This window comes from Micromonospora globispora (genome assembly GCF_003857015.1).
In the GTDB taxonomy this organism is placed as follows: Bacteria; Actinomycetota; Actinomycetes; order Mycobacteriales; family Micromonosporaceae; genus Micromonospora; species Micromonospora globispora.
Window position 1 is genome coordinate 1 of sequence record NZ_QGGF01000094.1, and the last position, 4,529, is coordinate 4,529.

Here is a 4,529-nt window from a genome sequence, read left to right on the forward strand (position 1 = left end):
GGTCGGCCCCGCACGATGACCCTGACCTCGCAGTACGCCTGGCTCTACAACCAGTATCCGTTCAGCAACGACCCCGACGCCGGGCTGCTGCACCCCGACTGGTGGATCACCGAGTGCTCCTGCGTCCCGGCGGCCACCACGCCCGCGCCGACCATCAGCACGCCGTTCCGGCCGCACCATTTCTACGACCAGCAGCGCCTACTGCTGGGCCGCACCCACCGCGCCGGCGAGATCGTCCGGCTGACCGCGCCGGCCGGCAGCGCCGCCGCCTGGACCATCATCGACCTGCTGGACTCCGAGCTCGTCGGCCCACCGCACGTCGCACCGCACGCGGTGAACGCCGTCGCGCTCGGCGCCGACCCGTCCGGCCAGCGCGACTCGGCCGACGCGCTCGACCGGGCCATCGCGGCCGCCCGCCGCACCCACCGCACGGTCTACCTGCCGCCGGGCACGTACCAGGTCAACCGGCACATCATCGTCGACGACGTGACGATCGAGGGCGCCGGCAACTGGTACACCGTGATCCGGGGCCGGGAGGTCGCCCTGGACACCCCCGCCCCCGACGGCTCCGTGCACACCGGGGTCGGCTTCTACGGCCGGGACGCGGCGGTCGGCGGCAGCAGCAACGTGCACCTGTCCGGCTTCGCCATCGAGGGCGACGTCCGGGAGCGGATCGACCTCGACCAGGTCAACGCCATCGGCGGGGCGCTCAACCACTCCACCATCGACGGGCTGTACCTGCACCACACCAAGGTGGGCATGTGGTTCGACGGACCGATGACCGACCTGCGGGTCACCGACACGGTCATCGCCGACCAGATCGCCGACGGCGTCAACTTCCACACCGGCGTCACCCACTCGTCGGTCTCGAACAGCTTCGTCCGCAACACCGGCGACGACGGCCTGGCCATGTGGTCCGAGCGGACCGGCAACGCGCACAACACCTTCAACCACAACACCGTGCAGTCGCCCGTCCTGGCCAACGGCATCGCGCTCTACGGCGGCACCGACAACACCGTGTCACACAACCTCGTCGCCGATCCGGTCCGCGAGGGCAGCGCCATCCAGGTCGGCACCCGGTTCGGCGCCGAGCCGTTCACCGGGCACCTGTGGATCACCGACAACACCACCGTGCGCGCCGGCACGTACGAGCTGAACTGGAACATCGGGCTCGGTGCGATCTGGTTCTACGCGCTGGACCGCAGCATCGACGCGGACATCCAGGTCGTCGGGGACGCCTTCCTCGACAACACCTACAACGCGATCATGCTGGTCAGCGACTGGCCGGTGAAGGACCAGGTGTCCATCACCGGCGTCCACTTCCAGGACATCCGGGTCGACGGCACCGGCACCTCGGTGGTCAGCGCCCGGACGGCGGGGGCCGCCTCGTTCGCCGACGTCGACGCCCGCAACGTCGGCGCGGTCGGGGTCAACAACTGCGGATCGTTCCACTTCACCCCGGCCGGCTCCGAGTTCAGCCTGACCGACCTCGGCGGCAACGACGGTGGCTGGCTGGCGCCATGGCTGCTGCCGAACACCATCACCTGCGACGACCGGCCGGCGGTCGTCCCGCCGCCGGCGCCCGCGGCCTGGTGAGTCAGCGACCTGCCGGCCACCCCGTCCACGGCCGACGGCCTGGACGGGGTGACCGGCCGGACGCGGCGAACGGGCCGCTACCGGTCATTCACCACAGCAGTGGGCAGCTGACCCGGCAGGAGGACCGCAACAAGAACGACATCCGCTTCGAGTACACCTCCGGTCTGCTGACGAAGGTCACCGACACGCAGGACCGCGTCATCAACCTCACCTACTCCGGCGGGCGCCTCGACACGGTCACCGACCCCACCGGCCGGACCCTGCACTACTACTACACCGCCGATGGCAACGTAAGCGACTTCGTCGACGCCAACGGCAAGACCACCAACTACCGCTACCACCCCGAGCTGCTCACCAAGGTGGCCCCCCGCCGGCGGCTCGATGACCAACATCACCTACCTCGGTGATGGAACCCGCCGGATCCAGGACTTCACGACCCAGTACGACCCGGGAAATGGGATGCCGACCAGCGCGGTGACCACGTTCAGCTACACGAGCAACAGTGAGACGAAGGTGACCGACCCCAACGGCAACAACACCAGCGGTGACACCAGCGACGGGATCACCACCTACCAGTACGACGACCGGGACCGGGTCACCAAGGTCATCGACGCGCTCGGCCACACCGCGGAAAAGACGTACACCAGCACCGACAACATCGCCACGATGACCGACGCGCTGCAGAAGCAGGTCACCTTCGGCTGGGACCCCAACGACGAAAACCTCACCTCGGTGTCCCTGCCGACGGGCGCGACGAGCACCATGACAATTACGGAGACGACGGCCTGCTTCGGACACGCCTTGCGTCCCGAACGGCCGGGGCGTCATCCCGCGCCGGTCAGCCCATGGCGTGCAGGTGGTCGGCCTTGATCGTGAGGATGATCCGGACCTGTTCGCGGCCGCCGAACCACGGATAGGGCCCACCCAGGTAACGCTGGGCAAGCTGCTCGATATGCTCGGCCGCACCCTCGGTGCGGATGCCGACCACCCGCCCCCGGACCGCGTAGTAGCGCGTCGGCTTTTCCGGATCCGAGACCGCCACGGCCACCCGGGGGTCCCGCCGGACGTTGCGCGTCTTCTGGTGGGTTTCTACCGTGTTGATCAGCAGGTGGGTGCCGTCGGTATCCACCCAGGTCTGGGTGAGCTGCGGTGAGCCGTCCGGCATCAGCGTCGTAACGTAGCAGGTGCTCGACTCACGCAACAGGGCGAGCAGATCGTCGGGCAGGTCCACGTACCGGTTCCCTTCGTCGGGCGCCGGCCGGGCGCCGGCGACCCGAGCCCACGGTATAGCCCGCCATGGCAGCCTGCGCCCCGGCACGACGCTTCGACGGCGACCGATGCTGTCGGGTAAGCCGAGGCGTGCCTGCAGAATGCGGTGTTCACATCACCCTGCTGGGTGCCGCGATGATGGGTCTCGCCGGCACCGTGCAGACCACCACCCAGTCGGTGCTCGCCGACCATCATGGTCCACGCCGAGACCAAGCCCTGATCGAGATGAACATCGGTGCCGGACTCGGCGCCGTCGTCGCTCCGCTGGCCCTCGGCCTGTCCGAGGCGATCACGAGTACGTGGCGGGCCGCAATGGCGCTACCCGCGGTCGCCATGGCCATTCTTGCGGTCGTCTACCGTCACCAGCCGCTGCCTGCACCGCCGTCCCGCCCGCAGCCCGCCACGCAAGACAGGCACGCCTTTCGGCTGTCGATAGCGTGCTGGCTGCTGTGCCTGCTCGTGGCGGTCGGCATCGGGGTCGAATTCTGCGTGGTGTACTTCGGCGCCGAGCTCCTGACCGCGGGCCCACCAGCTGTCCACCTCCGCAGCCGCCACAGCTATGACCGCCTTCTACGCCGGCATCCTGCTCGGCCGGGTCGCCGGCGCTCGCCTGACCCGCCGTCCCGGCCAAACGAGCCTGCTGCTCGGCCTGTCCCTGGCGGTCACCCTGGCCGGCCTGGTCGTTCTGTGGCTTCCCGGCGGCCCCGTCGTCGCCCTGCTCGGCCTGTTCGCCGCGGGCCTGGGCATTGCCAACCAGTTCCCGCTGGCCCTGGCTCTGACCCTGGCGGCCGCACCGGGCAACACCGACGCGGCCAACGCCCGCGCCCAGCTTCTCGGCGGAGTGCTGGTACTCGCCGCCCCGTTCCTCCTCGGCTCCCTCGCCGACCACATCGGAATGACCGCCGGCTTCGCGATCGCACCCCTGCTCACGGCCCTGTCCGGGCTCCTGCTGCACGCGGCGCTTCGCCGGGAACGCCTACCTCTACCCACCCCGCGATAATGGGAACTCACAGCCCAATCTCGCCGCTGTGCACGATTCCGGCCAGCCTGCGGGCGCTCGTCAGTGGTTGTCGCCGCTGGTCCACGTCAAACCGCCTGATCTTGGTGGTGCGCCTGAGCACATAGTTCAGGAATTCTCGGCGTCGCCGAACGGCCAGCGACGTCGCGGAGGGCGGCATGAGCGCCCACGGGATATCGCGTGTTGGATGGTGCTCGGGCGGACGACGGCACGAGGATGGCGGACAGCCGGCCATGGCGTAGCTGCGCGGTGTCGAGCTTCTCGACGAGATGGGCCGAGTTTAATCCCTGGTCGGCCGATAGGCGTATCACCGATGATTGCGGCCGTGGCGACGACAGAGCTGACATGGGTGCGCGTGCCCGTGCCTGACGTGCGGGGAGAGCCCGAGGACGGCTGGGCGGACGAGCGGAGCTTTCCCTGCCATCACAACCGGATGGGGAAACCATCATGGATGTCTACCGCGAGCGCCGCTCATGTGCGTCCATCCCCCGCCATCGTCGGGCAACGGGATCGGGCCCCGTGTTCCGCACCGGGTTTGATGGAGACATCGAAACCTGGGAGGAACACCAGCGATGCCCGCACCGAAGAAGTACAACGATGAGCTGCGTGAGCGTGCGACCCGGTTGGCGGTCGAGGCCCGTCGGGA

The 4,529-nt window shown here is 69.0% G+C and carries 5 protein-coding genes and 1 pseudogene; 5 read left to right on the forward strand and 1 reads right to left on the reverse strand.

Annotated features, from left to right (window positions below):
* The 3 genes from DKL51_RS03460 to DKL51_RS03470 all read left to right on the forward strand — a co-directional run.
* Positions 1-1,596: glycosyl hydrolase family 28-related protein (locus DKL51_RS03460; protein ID WP_124811712.1), on the forward strand; the 1,596-nt coding region annotated here is incomplete at its 5' end.
* A complete protein-coding gene (locus tag DKL51_RS03465; RefSeq protein ID WP_123809728.1) occupies positions 1,593-2,003 on the forward strand; it encodes a hypothetical protein in 411 nt (136 codons plus the stop codon). The genes DKL51_RS03460 and DKL51_RS03465, both read left to right, overlap by 4 nt.
* Positions 1,978-2,466 carry an RHS repeat protein gene (locus DKL51_RS03470; RefSeq protein WP_109943697.1) on the forward strand — a complete coding sequence of 163 codons (489 nt, stop codon included), beginning with the start codon at positions 1,978-1,980 and terminating at the stop codon, positions 2,464-2,466. Before DKL51_RS03465 ends, DKL51_RS03470 begins: the two co-directional genes overlap by 26 nt.
* On the opposite strand, the gene DKL51_RS03475 is transcribed toward DKL51_RS03470, so the two are convergent.
* Positions 2,435-2,827 carry a PPOX class F420-dependent oxidoreductase gene (locus tag DKL51_RS03475; RefSeq protein WP_109943698.1) on the reverse strand — a complete coding sequence of 131 codons (393 nt, stop codon included), beginning with the start codon at positions 2,825-2,827 and terminating at the stop codon, positions 2,435-2,437. The genes DKL51_RS03470 and DKL51_RS03475 overlap by 32 nt on opposite strands.
* Positions 2,828-2,892: 65 nt before the next feature.
* On the opposite strand from DKL51_RS03475, the pseudogene DKL51_RS37050 reads away from it, so the two are divergent.
* Together DKL51_RS37050 and DKL51_RS03485 are read left to right on the forward strand one after the other, a co-directional pair.
* A pseudogene (locus tag DKL51_RS37050) lies at positions 2,893-3,333 on the forward strand (MFS transporter); the annotation flags it as partial.
* A 64-nt stretch (positions 3,334-3,397) separates the two neighbouring features.
* On the forward strand, positions 3,398-3,865 hold the full coding sequence (locus DKL51_RS03485; protein WP_260428362.1) for an MFS transporter: 468 nt from the start codon (positions 3,398-3,400) through the stop codon (positions 3,863-3,865).
* The last annotated feature ends 664 nt before the right edge of the window (positions 3,866-4,529 follow it).